This is a genomic window from Microbacterium album, assembly GCF_014643695.1.
In the GTDB taxonomy this organism is placed as follows: domain Bacteria; phylum Actinomycetota; class Actinomycetes; order Actinomycetales; family Microbacteriaceae; genus Microbacterium; species Microbacterium album.
Genome location: NZ_BMJY01000006.1, coordinates 152,105 through 177,054 on the forward strand (window position 1 = coordinate 152,105; position 24,950 = coordinate 177,054).

Genomic DNA, 24,950 nt, shown 5'->3' on the forward strand with positions numbered 1-24,950 from the left:
GCGCCGGGCAGAGGATTAAGGAAGCAGGCCCCATTTACGAGACCGGGCCACGGCGGCGTGGCGTGTCGAGGCGCCGAGTTTCGCCATGGCAGAGCTCAGGTATGCTTTGACGGTCGCCTCACGGAGTCCGAGCAGCGCGCCGATCTCGGCATTCGTCTCTCCCAACGCGACTCTCGCCAGGACGTCGATCTCCCGGGGTGACAGCTTGACGTCCGATTTCTTCACCGCTGCAGAGGCTTCGGGCAGTCCGGAAAGGGAGGCGAGCTTACGCTCGAGTTCCTCGAGTCGCCCGCGAATGTCCGCGTCCGCGACATCGGCTGTGATTCGACGCAATTCGGCATAGCTCTCGCGAAGCTCTTCGCGCTGGGATGCCGAAAGGGGTTCCGGAGCGCGCGATACGCTGTGCGTGTCGTGCGGGGTCACGTCCCGCAGGGCAGCGACGCGGCGGTCCACCTCGGCGCGCACCCGCAGCTCGGTCGCGACGGCATCGGCCACGCGCATCGCCGGCGCGGCGCTCACATCGCCCACGCCCCAGGGGCCCCACGTGCCGCCGTAGAGCACGCCGCGCGGCTGGCCCTCCACGATGATCGGCGCGGCCAGGAGCGTACCGATGCCCTCCCCGAGGATGTACCGGTCATAGTCATGCGTGATCTGCCGCGCGGAGCGGTAATCGCCCGTCATGCGCGGCCGCAGCTCCTGCATCGCCCGGCCCCCGAGGCCGCGCTCGATTTTTACGGCGAGGCCCTCGAGCGCGTTGGTGTGGTTGCCGAGAAACGCGGTCATTCGCGCGGCGCCGTCCTCGAAGAGGCCGCCGAAGGCCACGGGGAATCGCGTCTGTCGCGCGAGTTCCCGCACCGCGTCCGCCACGAGGCGGCGGTCGTCTGCGCGCTGCTCCTGGAGGGTCACCGGCTACCTGCTTTCGGGGTGACGGCCCCTTTGGTCTTTTCGGGGTGACGGCCCCATCGTCGTCGTATGTAGCGTCGAACTTATCACCGGCGCGAGTGGCGGGAGCTCGACCGCGAATGCCGCGACGGTGAGCCGCCAGCCCGTCGACGACTTCTGCGCGGGCGGACGATCGCACTCGGGACCTCGCGCGGTTCCCGATCCCGGCAGGCGCACCTTTCCGCCGCCGCTTTCCGCGGATGCGCCGGTGCCATCGCTGCGAACCGCGACGACGGATTCCGCTATTCGATCGTCATTCGTCGCCTCGGGGCGAGGTCGGGGTCCGCGTTGTTGCGCGCCGGGCGGCGAGACGAGTGAGGAGGGCGATCGTCCGATCCCGCGGGACCGCCCCGCGCTCGGCGAGTGCGACGCGCATCATGATCTCCGACGCGCGCTGCATGCGACGGGTGCGGCGGCGCCGCTCGCGGTCGTATGCGGTCAGCGCATCGTCGACGGGCAGCCGCGAGAGCAGGCGCGCGAGCGAGACGGCGTCGAGGATGGACTCACATGCTCCGCGGCCGAGGTTGGGCGTCATCGCGTGGGCCGCGTCGCCGATCAGGACGGTCCGTCCCGCGGCGAAGGTGCGAAGGGGCGGCGTGGTCCATACGCGTTGCGCCAGGGTCGTGGGTGGCTCTGCGGCGTCGAGGACCGCCCGGATGCCGGCGGCTCGGCTGCCGGCGTGCCGGGCCCGGGCGAGGTTGAGCGCCTGCGTCGTGTCGATCCGCCGGGGTCCGGCGTCGCTGCGGAAGGCGGTGTACCAGTTGGTGCCGTCGCGGTGCGGGCTGATGCCCAGCAGCGCGCCGCGCCCCCAGTATTCGCCGTGCAGTTCCTCGTCGACGCCGTCGGGGAGCACGCCGCGCACCGCGAGGTACGGTGTGAGCCGCGCCGCGGCGCGACGGGGCGCGACGGTCGCGCGGACGACGCTGTGCACGCCGTCCGCGCCCACGACGACGGCGCCCGCCGGAGCCGGGGGCGGCGCGTCCACTCGGCCGACGACGCGCTTCGTCTGCGCGGGGACGGCATCCGCGAGCGCGTGCAGCAGATCGCCGCGGCTGACGAGGAGGCTGCCCGGCACCGGCGCATCGATCCACGTCCTGCCCGAGGCGGCCCGGAGCCGGAAGCGCTCGACGCGGGGAGCGTCGCCGAGCGCGTCGAGCGCGCCGATGTCGGCGAGCGCCTCGAGCGCCTCGGGCCACATCGCCAGTGCGGTGCCGGCGACGGGGAGGTCGGGCCGCTGCTCGTGCACGGTGACGTCGAACCGGTTCGGATCGAGTGCGGCGGCGAGAGTGAGGCCGGCGATGCCGCCGCCGACGATCACGATGGACTGCATGCCGACAGCGTACTATGGATGTAGTGTCCCATCACTACGGATGCAGTCAGTAGCTGGATGGCCTCGTTAGGATGCCGCCATGGCCGACCGCCGATCCGAGCTCGCCGACACCGCCATCGCCATCGTGGCCGGCGAGGGGCTCCGGGCGCTCACGCACCGCGCGGTGGATCGCGCGGCGGGCGTGCCCGCCGGGACGACGTCGAACTACTTCCGCACGCGCGACGCCGTCGTCGCCGCGGCCATCTCCCGAATGGAGCAGCGCGACCTGGCGGCGTGGGAGTCGCTGGGGCGCAGCCTGCCCGGCTCACCCTCCGAGCTGGCGGGGATGCTCGCCGCGGCCGTCGTGGCGCTGGGGGAGCGCGACGCCGCCCAGACCCGCGCGCGCCTCATCCTCTCGCTGGACCGCCCCGACGCCGTCGCCGCCGCGCACGCCCGCTTCGTCGACCGCGTCGAGCTGCTCCTGCGCGCGGTCGGCGTGACCGACGACCCGCGCCGCCGGGCCCGCCGCATCGTCGACTTCTGCGACGGGGTGCTGGTGCATGCCGTCGGGGCGCGCCGCAGCGAGCCGCTCGACGAGCAGGAGCTGGCGGCGGCGATGATCGCGCTGATCGCATGAGCACCCGCCGCGGCGCCGCGGCGGCCGAGCGTGATCAGTCGGCCCAGACCCCGCTCGTGCCGCGCCGGTGGCTGCCCACGAGGTGGGTGTCGACGATGCCCACCGCCTCCATGAGCGCGAACACCGTGGTGGGGCCGACGAAGCGGAAGCCGCGCCGCTTGAGCTCGCGGGACAGCGCGACCGACTCGGGCGACGAGGACGGGATCTCGGCGAGCGCGCGCGGAGCCGGGGTCGCGTCGGGCCGGAAGCTCCAGACGAGCTCGGCCAGGCCGCCGTCGGCCCGCAGCTCGATCGTGGCCCGCGCGTTGCCGATGGTCGCCAGGATCTTCGCGCGGTTGCGGATGATCCCGGCGTCGCCGAGCAGCCGCTCGACGTCCGCGTCGCCGAAGCGCGCGACGGCGTCCGGGTCGAACCCCGCGAAAGCGGCGCGGAAGTTCTCGCGCTTGCGCAGGATCGTCGCCCACGACAGTCCCGCCTGGAAGCCCTCGAGGCTGAGCCGCTCGAACAGGCCGCGCTCGTCGCGCACCGGCATGCCCCACTCGGTGTCGTAGTACGCCTGCAGAAGGGGGTCGCGCGATGCCCACAGCGGCCGGGCGAGCCCGTCGGGCCCGGTGATCAGATCCTGCGTCATGGGTTCTCCGTTTCGTGTCGTCGCCGGGCGCGCTCCAGGTCCACGAGGAAGCGCTTCGTCTCGGGCTGCGACCCGTACTCGCCGAGCGAGCCGTCGGCGCGTACGACCCGGTGCACGGGGACCACGAGCGACAGGGGAGTCGTGCGGCACGCGGTCCCTACGGCACGCGCGGCGCGCGGTCGGCCGGCCGCCGCGGCGATCTCGCCGTAGGCCGCCGTCTCCCCGTACGGGATCTCGCAGACCCGCTGCAGCGCGGTGCGCGCGAAGTCGCGCGTGAGGCCCCAGTCGAGCGGCACCGTGAAGGCCCGCCGGTCGCCCGCGAAGTACTCCGCGAGCTGCTCATCCAGGGCCGCCGCCGCACCGGGTGCGTGCGCGGGCGCGATGCCGTGCGCGCGGGCGAGCAGCTCCAGCGCCCATTCCGGATCGTCCGAGGTGACGCGCAGCGCCAGCACGCCGTCCTCGGACAGCACGGCGATCGCCAGGCCGACGGGGGTGCGCAGCAGGTCGTAGCGGAGGGTCACGCTCCCATCCTGGCGCCCACCGCCGACGGCACACGGTCGAGGCGTGCGCACACGGGGCAACGGGGCCCGCCTCGCCGGCTGGGGACGAGGTGTGGCGGGCCGTGCCCAATCCGGCGAAACTCCGCGGTGCGGAGCGCCGAACGCCCCACCCGCGCCTACCCTGGCTCACGTGTGGCGAGTAGAAGGCAGCGCGGCGGTGGACGACACCGCGGCGTTCGTGACCCCGACGGACCTCGGCGTGGCCGAGCCCGGCGTCGTGGTCGCGCACGTCGCCGACCCTCAGCGCCAGCGGCTGCGCACGATCGCGAGCGGTCTGGGTGGCGTCTCCCCCCTCCTGCACTACCCGCTCGGGCCGGACGGACGCGAGTCGCCCGAGACCGGTATCGACATCACCAAGGCGCACCCGGGCAGCCTGCCGCAGTTCATCACGGGCAAGTCGACGCTGCTGTCGAACCTCTTCCGTGACGAGGTCGCCCTGCGCGCCGCCCGCATCGCTGCCGAGCGCATCACGGCCAAGCACCTCGAGCTGCGCACGGTGCGCGGCATCGACGCCGTGCGGCTGGCGGTCGGTATGGCGGCGTGGCGCATCGGAGACGAGCACTTCTCGGCTCCCGTCCTGCTGCGTCCGCTCGCCCTGCGCCGCCACCACAGCGACTTCGAGCTGAAGCTGCACGGCCGCTTCTCGGTCAACCCCGAGCTGGTGCGCGCGGTACGCGACCACTTCGGCGTCGACCTCGACGGCGACGCCCTCGCCGCGCTCGCGTACGACGAGGGCGTCTTCAAGCCGCAGCCCGTCATCGACCACCTGCGCGCCGTGGCCGCCCACGTGGACACGTTCGCGGTGCGCCCCAGGCTGATCGTGTCGACCTTCGCGGATGTGGGCGCCGTGATGTCGCGCGACCTGGTCGACCTCGACCACCCCCTGCTGAACGCGCTGGCCGGGCATCCCGAGGATCTGGCGGCGCTCGACGGCGACGCGCGCCGCCCGGTCGTCACCAGCCCGGACGAGCGCGCGCCCGCCGCCGACACGCTGCTGCTGGACGCCGACGCCGAGCAGGAGGCGGTGCTCGCCCGGATCGCGGCGGGCCAGTCGATCGTGGTGCACACGCTGCCCGGTACGGGCGGCACGCAGACCGTCATCAACGCGGTCGGAGCGCTCGTGCGCGCCGGCAAGCGGGTGCTCGTCGTCAGCGCGCGCCGCTCGACGCTGGACGGCGTGCGGCACCGGCTCGCCGGCATCGGATTGGACGCCCTGGCGGTGTCTCCGACCGAGCTGCGCCGTGACCTGATCCGGGCGATCGTGCGCAACGAGAAGGCCACGCAGCCGAAGGTCGCCGAGATCGACGACGCGCTCGTGCGCCTGCGCACGGTGCTGCGCGACTACCGCCGTGCGCTCACCCGCACCCACGACCGGCTCGGCGTGTCGGTGCTCGACGCGACCCGCGCGCTGACGCGGCTCGCCTCGCTGCCGGAGCCGCCGTCGACGTCCGCGCGCCTGAGCCTGCGCGCGCTCGAGGCCCTGGCCGGCGACCGCCGCAAGGCCGCGTCTACGCTCGCCCTCGCCGCGCGCCTGGGCGAGTTCCGCGTCGGCCCGGACGACTCGCCCTGGTACGGCGTGACGTTCGCCACGACCGAGGAGGCGCGCCGCGCCCACGAGCAGGCGGGGCGCCTGCACCGCACCGGCGTGCCGCAGCTGCTCGAGCGCGGCTACGAGCTGATCGCCCAGACGCGCATGCGCCCGTTCACCACGGTCGACGAGCTGGGCGAGTTCCTGCGGCTGCTGATCGGCATCCGCGACTCGCTCGACCGCTTCATGCCCACGGTGTTCGAGCGGCCGCTGTCCGACCTCATCCGCGCGTACGGGTCGCGCCGCGAGTCGCAGAGCATGTCGAGCGCCGCGCGCCGCCGGTTCAAGCGGCTCGCCAAGGAGTACGTCCGGCCCGGCGTGCACGTCGCCGACATGCACGACGCGCTCGTGCGGATCCAGCACCAGCGCGCGCAGTGGCAGAAGCTCGTGGACGTCGGCACGATCCCGGACATCCCGCTCGGCCTCGGCGACGTCCAGGTCGAGTGGCAGCGGGTCGAGGCGGAGCTGACCGACCTCGACAAGGCGCTCGGGCGCGGCTCGCGGCTGGCGGCGATGCCCGTGCAGCGGCTCGTGCGCACCCTCGCGGGCCTCGCGGCCGAGTCGGAGGTCTTCGACAACATCGTCGAGCGCGCCGAGCTGCGCTCGGAGCTCGCGCGCCTGGGGCTGGAGCCGCTGCTGACCGAGCTGTCGGTGCGCCACGTCGACGAGGAGCGCGTGGGCGAGGAGCTCGAGTTCGCGTGGTGGCAGTCGGCGCTCGAGCACATGCTGCAGACCGATCGCGCGCTGCTGGGCGCCAACACGTCGGTCGTCGATCGCCTGGAGCGCGACTTCCGGCTCGTGGACGAGGCGCACGCCTCGGCGTCGGGTCCGCTGCTGGCGTGGCAGCTCGCGGCGCAGTGGCGCATCGGGATCGTGGACGAGCCGGAGGAGTCCGCGAGCCTGCGTCGGGCGCTCACGGAGGGCGACATCACGCCGCGGCACCTGCTGCGCTCCGCGCCGACGCTCGGCCGCATCCTCGCTCCCGTGTGGCTCGCGGCGCCGTACGAGGTGCCCGCGATCCCGGACGACCCGCCCTTCGACGTCGCGATCATCGCCGACGCCGGCGCGATCGGCCTCACGGAGGCCGTGCCGGCCATCCGCCGCGCGCATCAGGTCGTCGCGTTCGGCGATCCCGTCACGCAGCGGCCGACGCCGTTCACGGTGGCGACGCGCGCCGCCGCGGAGGGCGACTCGACGGGGGATGCCACGGTCGACAGCGAGAGCGTGTTCGAGAGCCTCGCCGAGGTGCTCCCGGTCGAGACCCTCACCCGCAGCTACCGCGCGGGCGGCGAGGATCTCGCCGAGCTCGTCAACGACGCCTTCTACGGCGGCGAGATCGTGTCGCTGCCGTGGGCCGGGTCCTATCTGGGCCGCGGCAGCCTGTCGGTCGACTACGTCGAGGGCGGATCCGGCACCCCTGACCCCGTGACGGGATCCATCGAGAGCCCGGATGCCGAGGTCGCGCGCGTCGTGACGCTCGTCGTCGAGCACGCGGTCAACCGGCCGCGCGAGTCGCTCATGGTCGTGACCGCCAGCCGCAAGCACGCCGAGCGCGTGCGCAAGGCGGTGACGGCCGCGTTCGCGGGGCGCTCGGACGTCGCCGACTTCGTCTCGCGTGAGACCGCCGAGCCGCTCGCCGTGCTGACGCTCGAGCAGTCGGTGGCCGAGAGCCGCGACCGCGTCATCTTCTCGCTGGGCTACGGCCTCACCAAGCACGGGCGCGTGCTGAGCGACTTCGGCGACCTGTCGACGCCGGACGGTGAGCGACTGCTCACGGTGGGGATGACCCGCGCGCGCCGGTCGATGGTGATCGTGTCGTCGATCCGGCCGTCCGCGTTCGACGAGGGGCGTCTCGAGCATGGCGCCGCGACGCTCATGGGCATCCTGGGCAGCATCGCCGCCCGCGGGCGCGAGGCGCGGCTGGAGGATCTGGCGGATCCGCTCACGCTCGCGCTGGCGCGCGAGCTGCGCCGCCTGGGCGTGGCCGTCGACGTCGACTACCGCGGGCTGCTGCCGCTCGTCGCGCAGCACGACGGCAAGGCCGTGGTCGTGGAGTCCGACCCCGAGTCGCGCGGCGAGTCGCTGCGTGAGTCGCTGCGCCTGCGGCCGCACGTGCTGCGCCGCCTGGGGTGGCACTACGTGCGCGTGCACGCCTTCGACCTGTACAGCGACCCGGCCGCCGTGGCCGAGCGGATCGCCGCCGTGCTCGGCGTCTCCCCGGAGGCCAAGCGCGCCGACGGCGACACGCAGCCGCTCGAGGTGTGAGCGACAAGCCCGGCTCCGGCGACGCGTCCGGCTCCGGCTCCGGCTCCGGCGACGGGTCCGGCGACGCGTCGCGGCAGCGGATCGTGCGCGTCGTGGGCGCGCGCCGCGCCAGGCTCACGCCCATCCCGGGCGCCCTGGGCGACTCGGACGCGGAGGCGACCCTGCGCGGCGACGAGCCCCCCGCGCCCCCCGCAGACGACCGCGGCCCCAACGACGACCGCCTCCGCCGCGACGTCCCGCCCCACTACTGACCCCGCACGGGGTCGGGCGCGGCTTCGACTCGCTGCGCTCGCTCAGCCCGTTTCGACTCGCTGCGCTCGCTCAACGAGCGGATGGGTGGCCCCCGGGTGGGCGGTTCCGGTCGTTGAGCGGAGCGGCGCAGCCGCGTAGTCGAAACCGAGGTGGGAGGCCCCCGTTAGGCCTTCTGCTGCTTGGCGAGGAGGTCGCGGATCTCGGCGAGCAGCTCCTCCTGGGTGGGGGCGGGGGCCTCGGTCTCCTTCTCCACGCCGAGGCGGGCGTCCATCCGCGCCTTCAGCGCCGTGAAGGGGCGTACGAGCACGAGGTAGACGACGAGCGCGATCGCGAGGAAGTTGATCACGGCCGAGATGATGCCGCCGATCCGGAGGTTCACCTCGGCGAACAGGCCCGGGAACGTGATGACCCAGGTCGAGAGGTCGCCGGACGGCACGAACGCGCCGAGCAGCGGGTTGATGACGTTCTCGACGACCGCGTTCACGATCGCGCCGAACGCGCCGCCGATGACGACCGCGACCGCGAGGTCGATCACGTTGCCCTGCGCGATGAACTCCTTGAAGCCCGCGACGAGGCCCTTCTTCTCGGCCATGTGGTGTCTCCTTGTCGGGCGCCGGGTGCCGGCGGCGAATACCCCTGGTTACGCGCCCGAAGCGGACGCGGTCTGCGCCTTCGATGATGCAGGAGCCGGCGACGACGCGCCACTGCTCGTGCTCGATCCGGAGCCGCCGGAGCCCGATCCGCCGGATCCCGAGCCGCTGCCGCCGGAGCCGCTGCCGCCCGAGTCGGAGGAACCCGTCGATCCCGCACGGGAGTCGGTGCGGTAGAAGCCGGAGCCGTTGAACGTCACTCCGATCGAGCCGTACTCCTTGCGCAGCGCGCCGTCGCACTGGGGGCAGTCGGTCAGGGCCGGGTCGCTGAAGGACTGGACGGCGTCGAAGCGGTGCCCGCAGGACTTGCAGGCATAGGCATAGGTGGGCATACGTCCTCGCGTGGTGGAACGGTGGATCAGGTGTCGGCCGGAAGATCCAGCGTGCGCGTGGGCGTCACGACGCCGGTGACCGGCTGGTCGTGGACGTCCCGCGGCAGGCTGTCGACCAGTTCCGAATCATAGATCACCGCGTACACGGGCGGACGCCGGTCCATCGACCCGAGCGTCTTGTCGTAGAAGCCGCGCCCCCAGCCCAGGCGCATGCCGCTGCGGTCGATCGCCGCGGCGGGGATGATCATCAGATCGACGTCGTTCACGGCGATCGGGCCGAGCACCTCGCCGACCGCCTCGGGCACGCCGAGGGCGCCGACCACCTCCTCGCCGCCCGGTGAGGCGACGGTCCAGTCGAGCAGCCCGTCTTCGCGCGTGATGGGCAGCAGCACGCGGATCCCGCGCGCGATGGCCGCCTCGATGAACGGGCGCGTGCCCGGCTCGGTGGGGGAGGAGAGGAAGCACGATACGCTGCGCGCCCCCCGCGCCGTCACGAGGGCGTCGAGCTGCGCGCGCACGCCCTCGGCCGCAGCGGCGCGCTGCGCGTCGGAGAGCTGCTGGCGCCGCTCGCGGAGCTCCGCTCGCAGCGCACGCTTGGCCTGATCGAGCGCGTCCGTCATGGCGCCGATTGTACGGTGGCGGCGCGCGCGGCATGGTCAGGGACACCCGTTCGCATCGCCTACGATGTCACCATGCAGGATGCGACCACGCAGTCAGGGCAGATCAAGGCAGTCATCCCCGCGGCCGGTCTCGGGACCCGGTTCCTTCCGGCCACGAAGGCGACGCCGAAGGAGATGCTCCCCGTGGTCGACAAGCCGGCGATCCAGTACGTCGTCGAGGAGGCCGTCGCCGCCGGCATCCGTGACGTGCTGATGATCATCGGGCGCAACAAGAACGCCCTCGCGAACCACTTCGACTCGGTCCCCGAGCTGGAGACCAAGCTGCTCGACAAGGGCGACCACGGCCGGCTCGAGCGCGTGCAGGCGTCGAGCGACATGGCCGACATCCACTTCGTGCGTCAGGGCGAGCCGAAGGGTCTCGGCCACGCCGTGCTGCGCGCTTACGCGCACGTCGGCGACTCCCCGTTCGCGGTCATGCTGGGCGACGACCTGATCGACGAGCGCGACGAGCTGCTGACGACGATGATCGCCGAGCAGGCCAAGCGTGGCGCAATGGTCATCGCGCTCATGGAGGTCGACCCCGACAGCATCCACCTGTACGGCTGCGCCGACGTGGAGCCGACCGACACCGACGGCGTCGTGAGGGTGAAGGGCCTGGTCGAGAAGCCCGCGAAGGAGGACGCGCCGTCCAACCTCGCCATCATCGGCCGCTACGTGCTCACTCCCGACATCTTCCCCGTGCTCGAGCGCACCAAGCCCGGCAAGGGCGGCGAGATCCAGCTGACGGATGCGCTGCAGGAGGTCGCCGCCGATCCGGAAGGCCCCGGCGTGTTCGGCGTCGTGTTCCGCGGCCGTCGCTACGACACCGGGGATAGAGTCGACTACATCAAGGCGATCATGCGGCTCGCCGCCGACCGCCCGGACCTCGGGCCGGAGCTGCGCCCGTGGTTCAAGGAGTTCGCGACCACGCTGTAGCCGCACATCAGGGGTTCCGGGCGCGGACGCATCGGGACGGATCGGGGGAGCCGGATGGACGGCTTGGCACCGCGACAGCATGGCCCGGTCTCGATTCGGCTCGTCCGGCAGCGGGATGCGCGCGTCCTGCAGCAGGAGCTGGTCTCGAACCGGTCGTGGCTGCGTCCCTGGGAGGCGACGAACCCGGGCGGTCCCGCGCCCATCGACACGCGCACCAGCATCCGGCGGCTGCTGCAGCACTATCGCGACGGCGCGGGCGTGCCGTTCGTCATGGAGTACGACGGTGAGGTCGCCGGTCAGCTCAACGTGTGGGGGATCGCGCGCGGATCGCTGTCGTCGGCGACGATCGGGTACTGGGTGAGCGAGCGCTTCGCGGGCCGGGGGATCACGCCGACGGCCGTGGCGCTGGCGACCGACCTGTGCTTCACGGAGCTGCAGCTGCACCGGATGGAGATCTGCATCCGCCCCGAGAACGCCGCGAGCCTGCGGGTCGTGCAGAAGCTCGGCTTCCGGTACGAGGGTCTGCGTCGTCGCTACATCCACATCGACGGCGACTGGCGCGACCACTATGCGTTCGCTCTCACCACGGAGGACGTTCCCGAGGGCGTGCTGCATCGCTGGGTGTCGGGGCACGCGCCGCGGCACGCCGCGGACATCCCGCCGTCGGATCGCATGGTGGGGTAGCAGGCCTGGGGTAGCAGGCCTGGGGTAGCAGGCCTCGGGTGGCGAGCCGCTATAGGGGCGGGTTGCTGAAGATGCCGCGCGACACGCCGCGACCTGCCCGGTCCGCGACCGGCTGTCGCCTACCGTGGTTCGCATGGACGGGCAGCTGCTGGGCGGGGGCGTGATCGCCGCCGTCATCGTGCTGCTGTGGCTCGTCTACCTGCTGCCGACGTGGCAGAGCAAGATGCGGTTCAACGCCGCCGAGCGCAACGCGGTGCGCCTGAACCAGGCGTTGCGCATCCTGGCAGAGACGAGCGAGACGCCCGAGGAGGTGCGCGTCGAGCTCACGGCGCGTGAGGCCGCGGCGAAGCAGAAGCTCGCCCGCCGGGTGCAGGCGGAGCGCAGCCGCCTGCAGATCGAGCAGGACCTGCTCGCCCTTGAGCGCAAGCGGCAGGAGCTCGCCGCGATCCGATTGGATCCCGCCTTGCGCCAGGCCAAGGCGCGCCGGCGCGTGCGCCTGGTCGCGACGGCCCTCGTCGCGTCGGGTCTCGCCGCGGCGGGGCTCGGGACGTGGGCGCTCGTGGCCGGACTCGGTGCGCTGTGGCTCAGCGTGGGCGCCGCCGTCGCGATCGTCGGGATGGCGACCCTCCAGCGGATGGCCGCGGTGCAGGCGCGCGCCGCGCGTCGCGCGCGGCCGGAGCCCGTGGCCGCGCCGGCCCGCCGGGCTCCCGTCGCGCTCATCGACGAGGCCGATCGCGGGTGGGTGCCCCGCGAGCTTCCCGCCCCGCTCACGGCGGTGTCGGGCTCCCGCGCCCAGAGCGCGCAGGCCGAGCACGAGGCCCGCGAGGCGCTGCGCCGCGCGGCCCGCGAGGAGGCGCTGCGCGAGCGCGCCGAGGCGCTGGAGGCCCAGGAGCGGCGCCGCCAGCCCGCGCCGGTCCCGATCGAGACGGCCCGGCCCGCGGCGGTATCCCCCACGGCGAGTTCTGCGGCGGCGGGCGAGTCGCCGTACGCGCGCATGGGCTACGTCGACGACCGCGAGATCGAGGAGCACGTGCGTCAGCTCCTCGCCCGTCGCGCCGCGAGCTGACTGCCGCCCCGGGACCTGCCTGCGTGCGGGAGCGCGCGCACGGTCTGGTAATGTAGTCCGAGTTCACGGGCCCATGGCGCAGTTGGTAGCGCGTCTCGTTCGCAATGAGAAGGTCGGGGGTTCGAATCCCCCTGGGTCCACCGTGTGATGAGTCGGGACATGTGTCTCAGATGAGTCGCGACATAGACGACAGTTACGAGAAGGAGCCCGGCCATCGGCCGGGCTCCTTCCGTGATCGTCTGCGATCGTGCAGGTCGACCGATCTCGGTCTGCAGGCGTCGGCGCTGAACGCCTCGAGCCCTACGAGATGACGGTCAGCGCGTGAGCGGGTGGAGGCCCTTCGACCTTCATGCCGATGCTCGTGCACGCGTCGGGTCCCGTGAGGGAGAGCGCCTCGGTGAAGCCGGCGGTGGTCGGCTCTCCTGCGTCGCCGAAGAGCGCGTAGGCGCTCGCGTCTCCCGTGGTGTACGCGGACCCGTAGAACACACCATCGAATCCGGCCCGATGGAGAGTCTCGGCCCAGGCCCGAGGCACGGAGTAGTCCGCCATCGTCACCAGTTCACGGACGACCAGGTAGCCGGCGGCCGCGGTGGAGCTGACGGCAGCGCAGCGATGATCGCGCGGCGCCGACACGGTCGAGACGGCGAACGAGTTCGCGAAGGCGCGAGAGACGACACCTGTGGCGAACACCTCGTCGCGCACCTTCTCGCGGACGGCCGTGTCGACGCTGGTCGCCGTGCAGCACGTGCCGTGTCGCCCGTGAAGGTTGAAGCGCCCCGCGGTGCCGTTGTCGAACCACCAGGCGCCCTTGCCCGAGGTGTGGGCGCGGTACATCTCCTCGCCCGCGAGGACGGTGTGCGCGGGGAAGCCGGTGTAGTCGGTCGCAGGGTCGGGGAGGGGCTGCTTCGCGGTCATGCGGCCCAGGCCGCGGCGGTCTGCCTGGCTGCGGCCACGACACGGTCGACGTCGCCGTCGATGAGGTCGTCGATGTGACGGCGGGGCACAGTGTCGTCCTGCGCAGGGCGGCTCGCGTTCAGCCACTGCGCCCACGTCCACGGGTCGTCGATTCCCTCGCGAAGCGCGAGAAGCACGTCCCTGAGCCCCGGCACGAGGGCGCCGCCATGCACCTGGAAGGCCGGATACACCGTTTGGTGGTCGGCTGTCACCAGGCGCAGTGCGCGCAGCTCGTGCACGGCCTTGGAGACCGCGCCGCGGCCGCGGTTGATCTCCCGCTGGAGCGCACCGCTGGTGTAGCAGGGACCGACGACGTCACGCCACGGGTTCACTGCGACAGGGAGCTTGTCCACCAGGGCGCCGGCGACTGCCTCAGGGTTCCCGAGCGCCGTCAGCTGCACGCCGTGATCGACGAGGTCGAGCAGACGCTTGCGCAGTTCGTTCGTGATGCTCTCGGCAGCGCGTTCCTGCGACCGCTTGTGCTGGGCATCCAGAGGCGCGATGGCCATCCTCCCACCTCCGATTCGCCGAGTCTGCTGCGGTGTCTACCGTGTCTACCAGTATCGACTCCGATGTTCACCATGTCAACCGAATGTGCCTTACGTGCTGCGCCGACGTTCAGCGAGGCGTGTGGCGGATGGTGGCGGTGCCCGACTCCTCGACGAGTGCGACCGACACGGCGCGGCGGTGCGAGGGCTCTTGCGGCGGGGCGGTGGTCGGTGGCACCCTGTCGGTGTCCCGCTGCAGTTCCGGTCGATCGGATCATCATGCGTCGTGTCCTGCTCACGCTCACAGCGATTCTCACCGCCGTCACCCTGACGGCATGCGGGGCCCCGGCGGCCGGGCCCGACGATGTGCCCGGTCAGCCGGATCCCGAAGCCTCGGCCCTCGCGCCGTCCACCGACGCGAGCGCGCCGTCCGCCGAGCCGAGCGCGCCTGCCGGCGGAGGCGACGACCGCTTCTGCGAGCAGTTCAACGACGCGGTCGCCGTCAACAACCGCGAGCACGGCAGCGTCCCGGAGCTGCTGAGCGCGACGAACGAGGCGTTCGCGGGGATCGATGCCCCCGCGCCCGCGGAGCTGCACGACGACTTCGTCACCGTGCGGGAGCTGTACGCGGAGATCTCCGAGCTCCAGCTCGCGCAGGACTGGATGGGGATCGCCCAGTGGGCGCAGTCACAGGGGGAGCAGGCGGCCGGCGCGTCCGAGCGTCTGTTCACCGCGTGCGAGACCCCCGGCACGCTCGACTTCGGTTTGGAGTGACCCCCCGTCCGCGAGGCCGCCCCCTTCGCCTGAGCGACGGGCCCGTAGCCGACGGCCTCGTTGACAGCGGCGGCGGTCCGTCGGCGGGCGCTTCCGGTACACGATGACGAACGACGAGACGCCCCGGTACCTGGCCCGGTACCTCGCCCGCGAGCTGGTCTGATTCCAGCGAGGCCCCGGCGCGCGGGAGGGAAGCAGGATTAACCGTCCTGAGCGGCGCGCAGCGCGGCCGCCATCTGGAGGCGGCTGCGCACGCCGAGCTTGGTGTAGATGCGGGACAGGTGGCTCTCCACGGTCTTGATGCTCACGTACAGCTCGTCCGCGACCTGGCGGTTGGTGCGCCCCTCGGAGACGAGATGCGCGACGCGGCGCTCATGGCTGGTCAGGCTCGCCTCGGATGCCGGCCCCGACCGTCTCGCGGGGCGCAGACCGCACGCGTCGAGCTCCCGCGTGCACCGCTCGAGCCACGGTGTCGCTCCGATGCGACGGAGCCGCTGCTCGGCGCTCCGCAGCAGCTCGGCCGCGGTCGAGCGCCGTCCGAGGCGGCGGAGGTGGGAGCCGGCGGTGAGTTCCAGGCGCGCGCGGGGCAGCGGGCGGGACAGTTCGGGGTCGAGGGCGAGGCCCTGATCGATCGCGGACTCGGCTCCCTCCGCGTCGCCCTGGCGGGCGGCGAGCACGGCACGAGCGCGGGCGATCTCGCACTGGATCGAGTGGTCGCCCGCCTGGGCGAGCTGGTGCTCGAGCGCCTCGAGGACGGCCGCCGCGTCGTCCGGGCGGTCGACCCGCGCGAGCGCCTCGGCGTAGCTCGCACGCCAGTGGTTCACGCCCTCGGCGACCGCGTCGAGCCGCGCGGCGAGCATGCGGTCTCCGGTGCGCACGACCTGCGCATCGTCGGCCCGCGCGTCCGCCAGCCGTAGCCACGCCGCCTCGGCCCAGATCATCGCCGGCGCGTTCTGGATCGCGGCCGCCGAGTCCGAGGCGATCCGGGCGTGCAGCTCGGCGCGGTCGAACTCGCCGGCCTCGGCCAAGGCATACGCCGCGACGCTGTGCGGAAGCGGCGTGAGCCAGACGGCGTGGCTGTCCTCGAGGAGGTCGATCGCCTCGTCCGCCACATCGCTCGCGTCGGCGAGTCGGCCGTCGCGCAGGTGCACGTCGGCCAGATGCGCCCGCGCGGTCACGGCCTGCATCAGCGACCGCTCCTGGGAGGCGCCCAGCACGGCGGACAGGTCCCGGCGAGCGTCATCCAGCCGGTTGGACCACGCGCAGGCGATGCCCCGCGCCAGCCGCGCATCCGCGAGATGGTGCCGCGACGGGTGCACGGTCGCGAGTGTTGCCTCGGCGCGCAGGCGCGCCTCCTCGAACCGGTTCAGCAGCGCGAGGCCGTGGCACAGCATGGTCACCGGCATTCCCGGTGCGCCCGTCGCCGCGAGTCTGTCCCCCCACATCAGGACGGCGGCGGGGTCGAGGTCGTTCAGCGCGAGAACGGCGAGGCTCTCGGCGATGCCCGCGGTGGTGGTCGCCGCGGCCTCCTGCGCCCCGGCGAGCTCTCACGCCTGCTGGAGGAGCCCCCGCGCCTCATCGAAGGATCCCTCCGCCATCTTGGCGCGACCCAGCACCGAGCTGCGCAGAGCGCTGTCCGGCAACGCGGCCAGGACGTTCAGCCGCGCGTCGGCGATCTTGCCGGCGGAGACCAGGTGGTCCGCCGCGCGCAGGATCAGCTCATGCCGATGCGGGGCGCCGGGAAGGTCGGCAGCGGTGAAGAGCAGCTCGGCCGCGGCCCTGCGCGCGCCGCGCCGCTCGTCCGCCTCGGCCTGCGCGGTGAGCGCGTCGATGAGCCCGGGGTCCTCGCCTGTCGTGGCGGCCACGCGATGCCCGAGCGCCGCGGTTCCCGCGGTGACCCCCGCCGCGCCCGCATGCAGGGCGATCCGATCGTCCGGCGGCAGGGCCGCGTAGAGCGCCTCCTGGATGAGGCGGTGCCGGATGATGAGCGTCGTGCCGCTCGGGGATCGTTCGACGTCGACGAGCCCGGCATCGCCCAGCTCCGTCACCGCGGGCATCGGGTCCTGTATGCCCGCGAGCCCCGCGGCCACGCCGACCGGACTGGGCGCGGCGAGCACCGCGAGAGCCTCGAGAAGGCGCCGTGCTCGCGCGGAGCAGCGCACCAGGCGGTCCACGGCCAGCTGATCCAGCGACGAGGGCAGTGGCGACTCGTCGTCGCGCAGGTCGCTCGCCGTGAGGGCATCGAGCAGCACGCGGGTGAGGAGCGGGTGGCCGCGGGTGTGGCGGAAGACGCGCTGCGCGGCCTGCGGCTCGACCTCCGCGCCGTGCACGGCCCGCACGAGTTCTCCCACGTCGTGCTCCGTGAACGGCGCGAGCGTGACCAGGCGATCCTCGCTGAGCCGCATGAGCGCCTGCGGCAGCCGCCGCACGCCCGCGGGCCGTGTCGCGATGAGCAGTGCCGCCTGATCCGCCTTCAACCGCCGCGTGGCGAACGCGAGCGCCTGCAACGAGGGCTCATCCGCCGCGTGCGCGTCGTCGATCACGAACAGCAGCCGCTGTGCGCGGCCCACCTCGTCGGCCAGCCGCAGCAGCTGCGCGCCGAGTTCGATCGGTTCGGCGTCGCGGGCGAAGCGCGGCGTGCGCGCAGCCACCGGACGCGCCGACCGCATGAGCTGATCGGCCACGCCGTAATCCAGGTTCGTCTCCGCGGGATCACCCGCCGCCCACAGGACTGCATGCGGCAGGGCCGCGGTGAGCCGGGAGATCGTGGCGTCGAGCAACGCGGATTTGCCGAAGCCGCCCTCACCCACCACGATGCAGGCCGACGTCGGCAGATCGGGCGTGAGCGCGCCGTGCAGCGCATCCGTGACGCGGGCGACTTCGGCTTCCCTACCGACGAACACTCCCGAGGATACGAAGGGCACGGCAACAAGATATCGCCGCCCCGGCCGCGCGTGTCGGGCGCCGGATTTGGTGCCGCAGGTGTCCGACGGCATATGGTGTGACCGTAATCTGACCGATATGCCGACGTTCCGGTGTTCCGCTTGGCGGAGCGGCCGGGGCGAACGGCGATGGACGAGCACGATGCCGCGATGGAGGAACCCCCGGTGCCCAACAGCGTTGACAATGCGACGCCGGAGGTGTTGATCCGGATCGCTCGGGAGGGCGAGCGGCACGTCGAATCCCTCCGAGCCGCCGTGAGCGCCGGGGACTACCGCGCCGCGGTGGACGTGATCTGCCGGGGGTGGTTTGAGCTGCTCGGGCAGCAGCCGGCGACGCAGCAGATTCTGAGCACGGTGCCCACACAGATCGTGATGGCGCAGCCGCTGCTGGCCACGTTTCTCGGCCTGACATATTTCGTCTCGCCGTTCCAGCGCGGCCGCGCGCTGCGGCTGCTGGTGACGGCGGTGCGTGCCGCGCGGAGCGAAAACCGCGAAGTGGACATGGTCGATCGTGCGCTCATCCGTACGGGCGAGGCCGTCGCGTTCCGCCTGCTCGGCCTGTCCGACCGAGGGGTGCCCGCGGCCCGCGAGGCGCTGCGCATGCTGGACGATCTGGACGAGACCGGCCGCGCGAAGATCGGCCAGCTCACGCGCGTCTACGCCCACCTCGGCACCACGCTCCACGCGGCCGGCCGTGTGGAGGAGGCAATGGCCGCGTACGAGCGCGGACTGGCGGAGGGGCCGCCCGATTCGCCGTCGCCCGGGTTCGGGAACCTCGCCATGCTCGCCGGTCTCCACGCGCTGCGGGGCGACCTTCCGGAGGCCGAGGCGCACCTCGAGTACGCCCGCACCGGGGGCTGGACCGACCTCCAGCGCAGCATGTACGCCGGCACCTTCTATCGCGTGGCAGAGGCGGTCGCGGCGCTCGAGCGGTTCGACGCCGAGACCGCCCGGCAGCACCTCGGCGCCATGGTGCACGACCGCCGGACCATCGAGCACTGGGCCGCGATCGCGCAGATCGAGGCGTGGACCGGCCTGGTGGCCGGACGCCCCGGGGATGCCCTCGCCCGCCTGGAGGAGATCGTGGCGGCCCGGGGCGCCGAGGCGCGCTCCCGCGTCGCGCGGCGCCAGCTCTGCGGCGCGCGGGTCCTCGTGCAGCTCGCCCTCGGGAACGTCGACGCGGCGGCCGCGCTCCTTCGCCACGACGGCGGTCGCGGAGCCGACGTGCGCGTGCACCGCGCGCGCATCGACCTGGTGATGGGACGCAACGGCTCCGCGCTCGCGGAGGTGCGGGCGCTCGCGGGCGCGCACCTCTCGGCGCGCCTGCGCGCCGAGGCGCTCGCCATCGAGACCGCCGTGCACCTGCGGCTGCCGCACAGCGTGCGCGCGCCGCACCTCAGCCAGCAGCTCGGCGCGCTGCTGACGTCCACGCGACAGCGCCTGCCGCTGGCGCTGATCCCGGCCGACGACCTCGAGCGCGTCATCGCAGCGCTGGACGCGGCGGGGTACGGCGAGCTGGTGCGGGCCGTGCCGTTGCGCTCGGTGCTCGCCCCGATGGGATCGCAGCCGGGGCTGACCCGGCGCGAGCTGGAAGTTCTCGCCGAGCTGGTCCATACCTCGTCGGCGCCCGCCATCGCCGCGGCGCTGCACGTCTCGCCGAACACCGTGAAGACGCAGCTGAAGAGCGTGTACCGGAAGCTCGGCGTGAACAGTCGTGAGGACGCCGTCGCGGTCGCCCTCGCTCTGCACCTCATCTCCGACGACCGGCGCGTCGACTGATCGAGCGCGGCTCAGCCCGCTGATCCCCTGACGCGCAGCCCCTCCGGAGGGTCGCCCGTCGCGCGGCGGAAGCGCGCCTCCCCGGCCGCTCCTCGCCGACGCTCGAGCCGCGCCCCGACGCTGAGCCGCGCCCGACGCGGTCAACCTCACCCCCGGGTGATCCCGGGGTGAGGTTCGTTGTCGCCCCCTCGGGCCCGCCACTAAGCCTGAGGTGCGGACGAGCGATCGCCCGCTCGGACGCTCTGAGGGAGACGATGAAGATGACCGTTGGCGGCCGCGCATCCACCTGTGTCACCGGGACGCACGCATGAGGCGCCGGTACGAGCCGCGCGTGGCGCGACGGACCTTCATGACCGCTTCCGGGAAGCGGTCGGCGCTGCGCAGCACGTCGGCTCTCGCCGCGCTCACCCTGGTGGGCGGCCTGCTCACCGGCGGCGCCGTCATGGCCCTGGCCCCGGCGACACCCGCGGCGGCCGCCGTCGCGCCCTCGCAGCAGTGGGTCACCGACGTGTCGCCCGTCACGGGGACCGGAGTGGGCGCCAGCCGGACGCTCACCTTTGACAGCGGGGTGACGGCGACCGAGCAGACGACGGACGTCACCGGGACCTGCGTGATGTTCGGCAGCGGGTCGGCCGGCGTGAACACTGTTCCCGAGTTCCTCGAGCCCGATGCCCCCGCCGCAGCCCGTTCCGCGGACAACAACTGCGCGGGGCCCCACCTGGGCGGCGGGTCCAGAACATCCACCGTCGAGTTCAGCACGCCGGTGATCGCCCCGGTGATCCACGTCACCAACCTGGACGCGTCCCGGCTCGACGTGACGGGCGACTTCTCGCTCACCGAACTCGCCAAGAACAACGCGATGGAGGTGTCCGGCAATACGCTGAACGCGGTGCTCCAGCCGGCGCTCAACGTCGGATGCGCCGGGAACGACGGGTCGAACCCCAACGGCGCCTGCGGCTCCTTCCGGTTGACGTCGGCGGACCCGATCTCGAGTTTCAACCTCGTGAACGACACCACGGGCAGCACGCTGCCGCAGATCGGCAGCAACGACTCGTGGGGCTACACGCTGTCGTACCCGACCGCCCCGCTGACGAAGGCCTTCAGCCCCGCCAGCGTCCAGGTCGGTGTCACGAGTGAGCTGACCTTCACGATCAGCAACCCCGATGAGCCCACGCAGCCGACCCTCACGCCGCTGGACTTCACGGACAACCTGCCGAGCGGCCTCCGCGTCGCGGACGGCACCGCCACCGACAACGGCTCCTGTGGCACGCCGACGATCACGAACGGATCCGGCGACCCGCTGGCCGAGGGTGCGACCACCATCGCGGCGGGCGGCATCTCCGTCGCGCCGGGCGCGACCTGCGAGATCACAGTGAACGTCACGGCCGACGCCGCGGGCAGCTACCGGAACAGCACCGATAACCTGGAGTCCTCGGTCGCCAACCTCGTGCCGGACGCCGACACCACCCTCACGGTCACCGAGGTTCCGGCGCCGAACACGTTCTCGTGCCTGCCCGGTGCTCCCGGCCTCCTGTTCCAGCGGGAGCCGACGGACGTCTATAGCGTCGACCTGGTTACCGGGGCGTACGAGCAGACTGGCACGGCTATCGATGCCCGCAACATCAACGCGGTGGGCTACAACCCCATCGACAACTATCTGTACGGCATCGGCTACACCGGTGACCCGACGATCAAGCGGATCGGGGCCGACGGGACGACGTCAGACCTCGGAATGCCGAGCAACTGGACCGGCTTCCCGGGCATACCCGCGGCCTGGACCGGGACGGCCCACATCGGTGACTTCGACGCCGAAGGCCACCTCTGGATCAGCACCTCGGCGAACTGGGCGGAGATCGACCTCAGCGACCCGTCGTCTCCGACCTACATGCAGGTCCTCGCCGCCGGCCCGGTCTCCATGCCGGCGGGCCTGCAGATCGGCTGGGATTGGGGCTTCAACGTCGACGACGGGGATCTGTACTTCGTCGCGATGAACGCGCCGGCGACCAGCCCGCGCCAGTTCTCTCTGGTGCGCTTCGATACCGAGTCGCACACGTCCTCGGTCGTGGGCGCGCTCGGCGCTCTCCAGCACCCGGACGGGCAGTTCGCAACCGCCTTCGGCGCTGTCTACTCCGATCCTGATGGGTTCCTCTACGGTGCGGACAACACCACGGGCGGCATCTGGCGCATCGACATGGCCACTGCCGAGGCGGAGTTCTTCGCCGAGGGACCGGCGTCCGGCCTGAACGACGGTGCGCGGTGCTTCAACTCTCCGCTGCCGATCGACTTCGGCGACGCGCCGGACAGCTACGGCACGACCCTGGCGAACGACGGCCCGCGCCACAGCATTCCCGGTTACGACCCCGTGACGAACACCGCGCCGCTCATGCTTGGCTCGCTCATCGACTCCGAGACCGACGGTCAGCCGACCCCGGGTGCGGATGGCGACGACAACAACGGCATCAACGACGAGGACGGCGTGGCCGACCCGATCCGTGTGGTCCGGGTCGAGCCGACGACGGTGACGGTGTCGGCGACGAACAACACGGCCGAGCCGGCGACGCTGGCCGGCTGGATCGACCTCGACGGGAACGGCACCTTCGATGCGGCGGAGCGAGTGGTTCTGAGCGTGCCGGCGAGCTCCGGTACCGCGGACTACCAGCTGGTGTTTCCCGCGACTGCGGCGGATGTGACGGAGACGTATGCACGTTTCCGTCTCTTCCCCGGTGACATCGCCGCGGCGGCTGCCCTTCCGACCGGTGCGGCCAGCGCGGGTGAGGTCGAAGACTACCCGGTGACCGTCGTTGACGCGCCGCTTCCGGCCGTGTGCGTTCCCGATCAGATCCGCGCGACCGAACGATTCTGGTTCTTCGGGCAGAACGGCGCGATCGACTTCGGAACGTCCGGAACGACTGCGACTGCATTCCTGGGGAATCAGACCACCATGGAGGGCTCGACCGTCGTCACGGACAGCGCCGGCGACCTGCAGTTCTGGAGCAATGGCCAGTCGGTGTTCGATCGCGAGGGCAACCCGATGCCTAACGGCACAGGGCTGCTGGGGAACCCTTCGGCCACCCAGACGGTCGCCGCGTTCCCCGCGCTGGGCGCGTCCGGACGCTACTTCGTCGTCACCACGAGCACCGATGTCGGCGCCGGTCCGAACGGAGACCTGCGGTACTCGGTTGTCGATATGACCGCCCGGGGCGGACTGGGTGACGTGACCGACGTCAAGAACGTGCCGCTGGGCGCGCCCGGCACGGCGTCGGAGGCGATCACTGCGGTGCCGAATGCGGATGGAACCGGCTTCTGGGTGCTCACCTACACGAACAACTCGCCGAACATTCTCGCCTATGAATTTGACGCGGATGGGCCGGTGAGCGGAGAGCCCGTTGTGAGTGTCATGCCCTCGAACAACTTCAACGGCTATGGATCGCTCGCGTTCAGCGCTGATTACTCCCGAGTGGTCGCCCTGTCTGCAGGCATCACCTCCGGAGCAGGCGGAAGTGCGGGTACGCAGCCGAGCATCGTGCGTGTGCTGCGCTTCAACGCTGAGACCGGCCGGTTCGCGCAGGAGATGTCGTGGTCATTGCCGACTGCTCAGGGCTCGGGTGGCATGGGGTACAACGCCGAGTTCTCGCCTGACGGGCGGTTCGTCTATGCGACCAAGATCTTCGGTGGGGGCCAGCTTTACCGCTACGACCTCCAGGGAGCGACGTCTGGCGCCGAGGTGAAGGCGACCGAGCGCAACGTCGGCAGCATCGGCACGACCGGCGGCCAGATCCGGCGCGGTCCCGACGGCAGAATGTACGTCGCCAACAACACGGCGACTGCGCTCAGCGTGGTGAACGCGCCCAACGACGCAGCCGATCCGCAGCTCGTCACCGGCGGGTTCCCGCTGCCGGCAGGTGCCGCGAGCCGCTTCGGCCTCCCGCAGACCGTGACCGGGTGCCCGGTTCCCGTCGAGTACGACTTCGGTGACGCCCCCGACAGTTACGGCACCACGCGGGCTGCCGATGGCGCCCGCCACATCATCGTCGACGGTCTGCGCCTCGGGGCCGAGATCGATGCCGAGCCCGACGGTCAGCCCACGCCAGGTGCCGACGGCGATGACATCAACGGCATCGACGACGAGGACGCGTTCTCGAGCCGGGTCGTGCTGAACCCGGGGGCGACGAGTGTGACGCTGACGGTGCCCGTGACCAACACGACGGGGCAGCCGGCGACGCTGTACGGCTGGATCGATTCGAACGGAAGCGGGCGTTTCGAGGCGTCGGAGTTCGCGTCGGTGACCGTGCCCGATGGGGCGACCAGCGTCGAGCTTCCGTTCGTCGGGATCCCGGCCACGGTCGACGGCACGACGCCGGTCATCCGGCTGCGGCTCACGAGCGATGTGCTCGTGGACGACCCGGCGACTCCCGACGTCGACGAGCGTGCGCTCGGCGCAGCGTCCGACGGCGAGGTGGAGGACCACCTCGCGCAGGTGGCGACGTCGATGCCGCTGTCGTGCGCGACGCCGTTCGTCGAGACGTTCGGCACCGGCACGGGCTACGGGCCTGAGCTGCCGACGGGGCAGACCGGCTATACGTATGTCGGGGCGCCCAAGCCCTCCGGAATGATCGATGAGGACGAGTACGCGATCGTCAGCAGTCCCCATCTGGCGCACGTGAACTGGCACGTCGGCGAGGACCGGACCCCGGGCGACACGGACGGCAGGATGATGGTCGTCAACGCGGCCGACGAGCCGAGGCTCTTCTTCCAGCGCACCTTCACAGGGCTCGCGCCCGGCGGCACGTACAACTTCTCGGCCTGGTTCGCGAACGTCCTGCCCTTGGCCGGATTCATCGAGCCCGATGTCACGTTCCGGGTCGTCGACCCGGCCTCGGGTCGGGAGTTGGCGTCGGCGGAGACCGGTCCCATGCCGCACACGCCTACGCTGCAGTGGTCAGAGTACGGCCTGGAGTTCGTCGCGACGCAGCAGACGGTGCGCCTCGAGATGGTGAACAACGTGCCCGGGCTGGCGGGCAACGACCTGGCCATCGACGATATCTCGTTCACGCCGGTCTGTGAGTTCGGGGATGCGCCCGATTCGTACGGCACGACGATCGCCGCTGATGGTGCCGCGCACATCGCGGTGGGCCCGACGCTGGGCGTCGAGCGTGACACGGAGCCGGATGGTCAGCCCAGCCCGGGTGCGGACGGGGATGACCTGAACGGTACGCCGAACGATGAGGATGGCGTGGCCCAGCCGATCGTGGCGACGCAGGGTCGCACGACCGAGGTGACGGTGACGGCGACGAACGATTCGGATGTGGATGTGACGCTGGCCGCGTGGATGGACCTCGACGGCAATGGCACGTTCGAGGACGGCGAGCGGGTGATGGTGACGGTGCCCGCCGGTACCGGGACCGCCGATTACCAGGTCACGTTCGGGGAGGTCCAGACCGGCGCCGACACGTATGCCCGGTTCCGCATCTACGGCGGTGAGGTGACCGACCCGTCGCCGAC

General features: G+C 72.1%; 20 protein-coding genes and 1 tRNA gene. 10 read left to right on the forward strand and 11 right to left on the reverse strand.

The window, feature by feature from the left end; all coding sequences use genetic code 11:
* Positions 1-15: 15 nt before the first annotated feature.
* Entirely contained in the window at positions 16-906 is an 891-nt protein-coding gene (locus IEX37_RS09225) for a response regulator transcription factor (protein WP_188755968.1), read from the reverse strand.
* 289 nt (positions 907-1,195) lie between these two features.
* The gene (locus IEX37_RS09230; RefSeq protein ID WP_188755969.1) at positions 1,196-2,272 is read right to left on the reverse strand and encodes an FAD-dependent monooxygenase; all 1,077 of its coding nucleotides are present in this window, start codon (positions 2,270-2,272) and stop codon (positions 1,196-1,198) included.
* 79 nt (positions 2,273-2,351) lie between these two features.
* On the opposite strand from IEX37_RS09230, the gene IEX37_RS09235 reads away from it, so the two are divergent.
* A complete protein-coding gene (locus tag IEX37_RS09235) occupies positions 2,352-2,888 on the forward strand; it encodes a TetR/AcrR family transcriptional regulator (protein ID WP_188755970.1) in 537 nt (178 codons plus the stop codon).
* A gap of 34 nt (positions 2,889-2,922) precedes the next feature.
* On the opposite strand, the gene IEX37_RS09240 is transcribed toward IEX37_RS09235, so the two are convergent.
* Positions 2,923-3,519, reverse strand: coding sequence for a DNA-3-methyladenine glycosylase I (locus IEX37_RS09240; protein ID WP_188755971.1), 597 nt, complete (start codon positions 3,517-3,519; stop codon positions 2,923-2,925).
* A complete protein-coding gene (locus tag IEX37_RS09245; protein ID WP_188755972.1) occupies positions 3,516-4,040 on the reverse strand; it encodes a methylated-DNA--[protein]-cysteine S-methyltransferase in 525 nt (174 codons plus the stop codon). Before IEX37_RS09245 ends, IEX37_RS09240 begins: the two co-directional genes overlap by 4 nt.
* 160 nt (positions 4,041-4,200) lie before the next feature.
* Here IEX37_RS09245 and IEX37_RS09250 point away from each other — a divergent pair, with 160 nt between their 5' ends.
* Both IEX37_RS09250 and IEX37_RS09255 read left to right on the forward strand, forming a co-directional pair.
* Positions 4,201-7,932, forward strand: coding sequence for an AAA family ATPase (locus IEX37_RS09250; RefSeq protein ID WP_373286262.1), 3,732 nt, complete (start codon positions 4,201-4,203; stop codon positions 7,930-7,932).
* Entirely contained in the window at positions 7,929-8,183 is a 255-nt protein-coding gene (locus tag IEX37_RS09255) for a hypothetical protein (protein WP_188756002.1), read from the forward strand. The genes IEX37_RS09250 and IEX37_RS09255 overlap by 4 nt, the downstream gene beginning before the upstream one ends.
* Positions 8,184-8,347: 164 nt before the next feature.
* Here the strand turns inward: IEX37_RS09255 and mscL are convergent, their stop codons facing one another.
* The 3 genes from mscL to IEX37_RS09270 are packed head-to-tail and all read right to left on the reverse strand — an operon-like array spanning position 8,348 to position 9,786.
* Positions 8,348-8,776, reverse strand: a complete 429-nt coding sequence (gene mscL / locus IEX37_RS09260) for a large conductance mechanosensitive channel protein MscL (RefSeq protein WP_188755973.1) — start codon at positions 8,774-8,776, stop codon at positions 8,348-8,350.
* Positions 8,777-8,824: 48 nt separating this feature from the next.
* Positions 8,825-9,166, reverse strand: a complete 342-nt coding sequence (locus tag IEX37_RS09265) for an FmdB family zinc ribbon protein (RefSeq protein WP_188755974.1) — start codon at positions 9,164-9,166, stop codon at positions 8,825-8,827.
* Positions 9,167-9,192: 26 nt separating this feature from the next.
* The gene (locus IEX37_RS09270; protein WP_188755975.1) at positions 9,193-9,786 is read right to left on the reverse strand and encodes a 5-formyltetrahydrofolate cyclo-ligase; all 594 of its coding nucleotides are present in this window, start codon (positions 9,784-9,786) and stop codon (positions 9,193-9,195) included.
* A gap of 72 nt (positions 9,787-9,858) precedes the next feature.
* On the opposite strand from IEX37_RS09270, the gene galU reads away from it, so the two are divergent.
* From galU to IEX37_RS09290, 4 genes are all read left to right on the forward strand, one after another.
* Positions 9,859-10,761, forward strand: a complete 903-nt coding sequence (galU, locus tag IEX37_RS09275; RefSeq protein ID WP_188755976.1) for a UTP--glucose-1-phosphate uridylyltransferase GalU — start codon at positions 9,859-9,861, stop codon at positions 10,759-10,761.
* A 54-nt stretch (positions 10,762-10,815) separates the two neighbouring features.
* Positions 10,816-11,445, forward strand: coding sequence for a GNAT family N-acetyltransferase (locus IEX37_RS09280; protein WP_188755977.1), 630 nt, complete (start codon positions 10,816-10,818; stop codon positions 11,443-11,445).
* A gap of 133 nt (positions 11,446-11,578) precedes the next feature.
* Positions 11,579-12,511: a hypothetical protein gene (locus IEX37_RS09285; RefSeq protein WP_188755978.1), complete on the forward strand. Its 933-nt coding sequence runs from the start codon at positions 11,579-11,581 to the stop codon at positions 12,509-12,511.
* Between the two features lie 67 nt (positions 12,512-12,578).
* Positions 12,579-12,651, forward strand: a tRNA-Ala gene (locus tag IEX37_RS09290).
* Positions 12,652-12,811: 160 nt separating this feature from the next.
* Here IEX37_RS09290 and IEX37_RS09295 read toward each other — a convergent pair.
* The gene (locus IEX37_RS09295; protein ID WP_188755979.1) at positions 12,812-13,426 is read right to left on the reverse strand and encodes an RES family NAD+ phosphorylase; all 615 of its coding nucleotides are present in this window, start codon (positions 13,424-13,426) and stop codon (positions 12,812-12,814) included.
* Complete coding sequence (locus tag IEX37_RS09300; protein ID WP_188755980.1) at positions 13,423-13,974, reverse strand: hypothetical protein; 552 nt, start codon at positions 13,972-13,974, stop codon at positions 13,423-13,425. The genes IEX37_RS09295 and IEX37_RS09300 overlap by 4 nt, the downstream gene beginning before the upstream one ends.
* A 258-nt stretch (positions 13,975-14,232) precedes the next feature.
* Between IEX37_RS09300 and IEX37_RS09305 the strand changes: the two genes are divergently transcribed.
* A complete protein-coding gene (locus tag IEX37_RS09305; RefSeq protein ID WP_188755981.1) occupies positions 14,233-14,727 on the forward strand; it encodes a hypothetical protein in 495 nt (164 codons plus the stop codon).
* 200 nt (positions 14,728-14,927) lie between these two features.
* On the opposite strand, the gene IEX37_RS09310 is transcribed toward IEX37_RS09305, so the two are convergent.
* Positions 14,928-16,121: a helix-turn-helix domain-containing protein gene (locus tag IEX37_RS09310; protein ID WP_229663185.1), complete on the reverse strand. Its 1,194-nt coding sequence runs from the start codon at positions 16,119-16,121 to the stop codon at positions 14,928-14,930.
* Positions 16,122-16,274: 153 nt separating this feature from the next.
* Complete coding sequence (locus IEX37_RS09315) at positions 16,275-17,651, reverse strand: AAA family ATPase (RefSeq protein ID WP_188755983.1); 1,377 nt, start codon at positions 17,649-17,651, stop codon at positions 16,275-16,277.
* Between the two features lie 183 nt (positions 17,652-17,834).
* Between IEX37_RS09315 and IEX37_RS09320 the strand changes: the two genes are divergently transcribed.
* Both IEX37_RS09320 and IEX37_RS09325 read left to right on the forward strand, forming a co-directional pair.
* The gene (locus tag IEX37_RS09320) at positions 17,835-19,448 is read left to right on the forward strand and encodes a helix-turn-helix transcriptional regulator (protein ID WP_229663181.1); all 1,614 of its coding nucleotides are present in this window, start codon (positions 17,835-17,837) and stop codon (positions 19,446-19,448) included.
* Positions 19,449-19,797: 349 nt separating this feature from the next.
* Positions 19,798-24,950, forward strand: a 5,153-nt coding sequence (locus IEX37_RS09325; protein WP_229663182.1) for a GEVED domain-containing protein, incomplete at its 3' end; no start/stop codon positions are given.

What these genes read in the sequence shown, in the direction of transcription:
- IEX37_RS09230 (WP_188755969.1), bottom strand. Translation starts at nt 2,272, where the DNA reads ATGCAGTCCATCGTGATCGTCGGCGGCGGCATCGCCGGCCTCACTCTC.
- IEX37_RS09235 (WP_188755970.1), top strand. Translation starts at nt 2,352, where the DNA reads ATGGCCGACCGCCGATCCGAGCTCGCCGACACCGCCATCGCCATCGTG.
- IEX37_RS09240 (WP_188755971.1), bottom strand. Translation starts at nt 3,519, where the DNA reads ATGACGCAGGATCTGATCACCGGGCCCGACGGGCTCGCCCGGCCGCTG.
- mscL (WP_188755973.1), bottom strand. Translation starts at nt 8,776, where the DNA reads ATGGCCGAGAAGAAGGGCCTCGTCGCGGGCTTCAAGGAGTTCATCGCG.
- IEX37_RS09265 (WP_188755974.1), bottom strand. Translation starts at nt 9,166, where the DNA reads ATGCCCACCTATGCCTATGCCTGCAAGTCCTGCGGGCACCGCTTCGAC.
- IEX37_RS09270 (WP_188755975.1), bottom strand. Translation starts at nt 9,786, where the DNA reads ATGACGGACGCGCTCGATCAGGCCAAGCGTGCGCTGCGAGCGGAGCTC.
- galU (WP_188755976.1), top strand. Translation starts at nt 9,859, where the DNA reads ATGCAGGATGCGACCACGCAGTCAGGGCAGATCAAGGCAGTCATCCCC.
- IEX37_RS09280 (WP_188755977.1), top strand. Translation starts at nt 10,816, where the DNA reads ATGGACGGCTTGGCACCGCGACAGCATGGCCCGGTCTCGATTCGGCTC.
- IEX37_RS09285 (WP_188755978.1), top strand. Translation starts at nt 11,579, where the DNA reads ATGGACGGGCAGCTGCTGGGCGGGGGCGTGATCGCCGCCGTCATCGTG.
- IEX37_RS09295 (WP_188755979.1), bottom strand. Translation starts at nt 13,426, where the DNA reads ATGACCGCGAAGCAGCCCCTCCCCGACCCTGCGACCGACTACACCGGC.
- IEX37_RS09300 (WP_188755980.1), bottom strand. Translation starts at nt 13,974, where the DNA reads ATGGCCATCGCGCCTCTGGATGCCCAGCACAAGCGGTCGCAGGAACGC.
- IEX37_RS09305 (WP_188755981.1), top strand. Translation starts at nt 14,233, where the DNA reads ATGCGTCGTGTCCTGCTCACGCTCACAGCGATTCTCACCGCCGTCACC.
- IEX37_RS09310 (WP_229663185.1), bottom strand. Translation starts at nt 16,121, where the DNA reads ATGCTGTGCCACGGCCTCGCGCTGCTGAACCGGTTCGAGGAGGCGCGC.